The organism is Nocardia sp. NPDC004722 (genome assembly GCF_053601505.1).
Map to the genome: position 1 here is coordinate 1 of NZ_JBSGBY010000909.1, position 2,366 is coordinate 2,366.

Consider the following 2,366-nt stretch of genomic DNA (forward strand, 5'->3'; position numbering starts at 1 on the left):
ACTCGATCAGCGACGCGTTGTCGAAATCGACCTGCGCGCCCTCGACGGCCGCGGCCATGATCGCCTTGGGGGCGGGCATGTTCTGGCCCTTGAGCTGCTTGCGCAGGTTGGCCGGGAAGGCCGGGAGGTTGGCGGCCAGGGCCGGGGTGGACGGGGTGCCGCCCGGGATCTTGTAGCCCTTGACATCCCACGGCTGCACGCCGCCCTCGGGGTTGGCCTTGATCCACGCCTTGGCGGCCGGGACCAGCTCCTCGACGGAGGCGACGGTCTCGTGGATCAGGCCGGTGGCCTTCGCCTTCTGCGCGTTGAACTTGGTGCCCTGCAGCAGCACGCCCATCAGGCCGTTGGCGATGCCGAGCATGCGGGTGATGCGGGTGACACCGCCACCGGCCGGAAGCAGGCCGAGGGAGACCTCGGGCAGGCCCAGCTGCACGGCCTTGATGTCGGCCGCGATGCGGTGGTGGGTGGCCAGGGTGATCTCCAGGCCGCCGCCCAGGGCAGCGCCGTTGATGGCCGAAACCACCGGCTTGCCAAGGGTTTCCAGACGACGCAGGTCGTCCTTGATGAAGGTCAGCTCCTCCATGATGGCCGCGGCGTCGGCCTTGGTGGTCTGCATCATGTTCTTGAGGTCGCCGCCGGCGAAGAAGGTCTTCTTCGCGGAGGTGATGACGACACCGGTGATGTCGTCCTTCTCGGCGACCAGGCGGTCCACGGTGGCCCGCATGGAGTCCTTGTAGAGCTGGTTCATGGTGTTGGCGCCCTGGTTGGGGTCGTCCATGGTCAGCACGACGATGCCGTCGGCGTCCTTGTCCCAGCCGATCATGTTCTCAGTCATTGTTTTTGGTTCTCCTGAAAAGTCTCGGGTGGGCGTCAGACGCGCTCGATGATGGTGGCGACACCCATGCCGCCGCCGATGCAGAGGGTGACCAGCGCGTAGCGCGCGTTGCGACGGTGCAGCTCGTCGACCATGGTGCCGGTGATCATGGCGCCGGTGGCGCCCAGCGGGTGGCCCATGGCGATCGCGCCGCCGTTGACGTTCAGCTTCTCGTCGGGGATCTGCAGGTCCTTCTGGAACTTCAGCACGACGGAGGCGAAGGCCTCGTTGATCTCGAACAGGTCGATGTCGTCCACGGTCAGGCCCGCCTTGGCGAGGGCCTTGTGCGCGGCCGGGGTCGGACCGGTCAGCATGATGGTGGCGTCGGCGCCGGAGGTGGCGGTCGCCACGACGCGGGCGCGCGGGGTCAGACCCGAAGCGGCACCGGCCTCTTCGGAGCCGACCAGCACCAGCGCGGCGCCGTCGACGATGCCGGAGGAGTTACCGCCGGTGTGGACGTGGTTGATGTGCTCGACGTAGGTGTAGCGCTGCATGGCGACGGCGTCGAAGCCGCCCATGTTGCCGATGCCCTCGAAGGCCGACTTCAGCTTGCCCAGGTCGGCGGCGGTGGTGCCGCGACGCATGTGCTCGTCGTTGTCCAGCACGGTCAGGCCGTTGATGTCCTTGACCGGGACGACCGAGCGGGAGAAGTAGCCGTTGTCCCAGGCGTTGGCGGACAGTTCCTGCGAGCGGGCGGCGTAGGCGTCCACGTCATCGCGGGAGAAGCCCTCGATGGTGGCGATCAGGTCGGCCGAAATGCCCTGCGGGACAATGTAAGCGTTGTACGAGGTCCACGGGTCCATGAACATGGCGCCGCCGTCGGAGCCCATCGGCACGCGGGACATGGACTCGACGCCACCGGCGATGACCAGGTCGTCGAAGCCCGAGCGCACCTTCTGGGCGGCCAGGTTGACGGCCTCGAGGCCCGAGGCGCAGAAGCGGTTGATCTGCACGCCGCCGACGGTGTCGGGCAGGTTCGCGGTCAGCACCGTGGTGCGAGCGATGTCCGCGCCCTGATCGCCGACCGGCGAGACGACACCCAGGATGATGTCCGAGATGCGATCCTCGTCCAGGTTCGGGAACCGGTTCCGCAGCTCCTCGACCAGACCGGTGGTCAGGTCGACCGGCTTGACCGAGTGCAGGGACCCGCCGCGGTTCTTGCCGCGCGGGGTGCGGATGGCCTCGTAAATGTAGGCCTCTGTGGTCATATCGGAGTTTTCCTCTCTTGGGTGCGCCGTCACCGCGTTGTGCGGAACCGTGCCATGGCATTGCATCGCCGACCGGCCAGGACCGGTCGCCTAGACGCTGTACAAACAGCGCCCCGAGCAGGTTTGTTGACGCTCCGGTAACCCGTACGCCTGGGCATACCTTAGAACCTCGCGAAACCGATACTCACGGGCCGCCACCGAGGCCATCGTCGCGGCGGGCGGCACCCGGGTGCTGGTGCTCACCACCTACGACAGCGAAGCCAACCTGCACCGTGCGCTGTCCG

2 protein-coding genes are annotated in these 2,366 nt (G+C 67.4%); both read right to left on the bottom strand.

The genetic code is table 11. The annotated features are described in order from the left end of the window. Window positions 1–835: enoyl-CoA hydratase/isomerase family protein (locus ACWELQ_RS43880; RefSeq protein ID WP_452402885.1), on the bottom strand; the 835-nt coding region annotated here is incomplete at its 3' end. Between the two features lie 35 nt (window positions 836–870). Continuing rightward, window positions 871–2,082, bottom strand: a complete 1,212-nt coding sequence (locus tag ACWELQ_RS43885) for an acetyl-CoA C-acetyltransferase (protein WP_452402886.1) — start codon at window positions 2,080–2,082, stop codon at window positions 871–873. Window positions 2,083–2,366 lie beyond the last annotated feature (284 nt).

Excerpts from the sequence above, each read along its gene's own strand:
- ACWELQ_RS43885 (WP_452402886.1), bottom strand. The coding sequence starts at position 2,082 with ATGACCACAGAGGCCTACATTTACGAGGCCATCCGCACCCCGCGCGGC.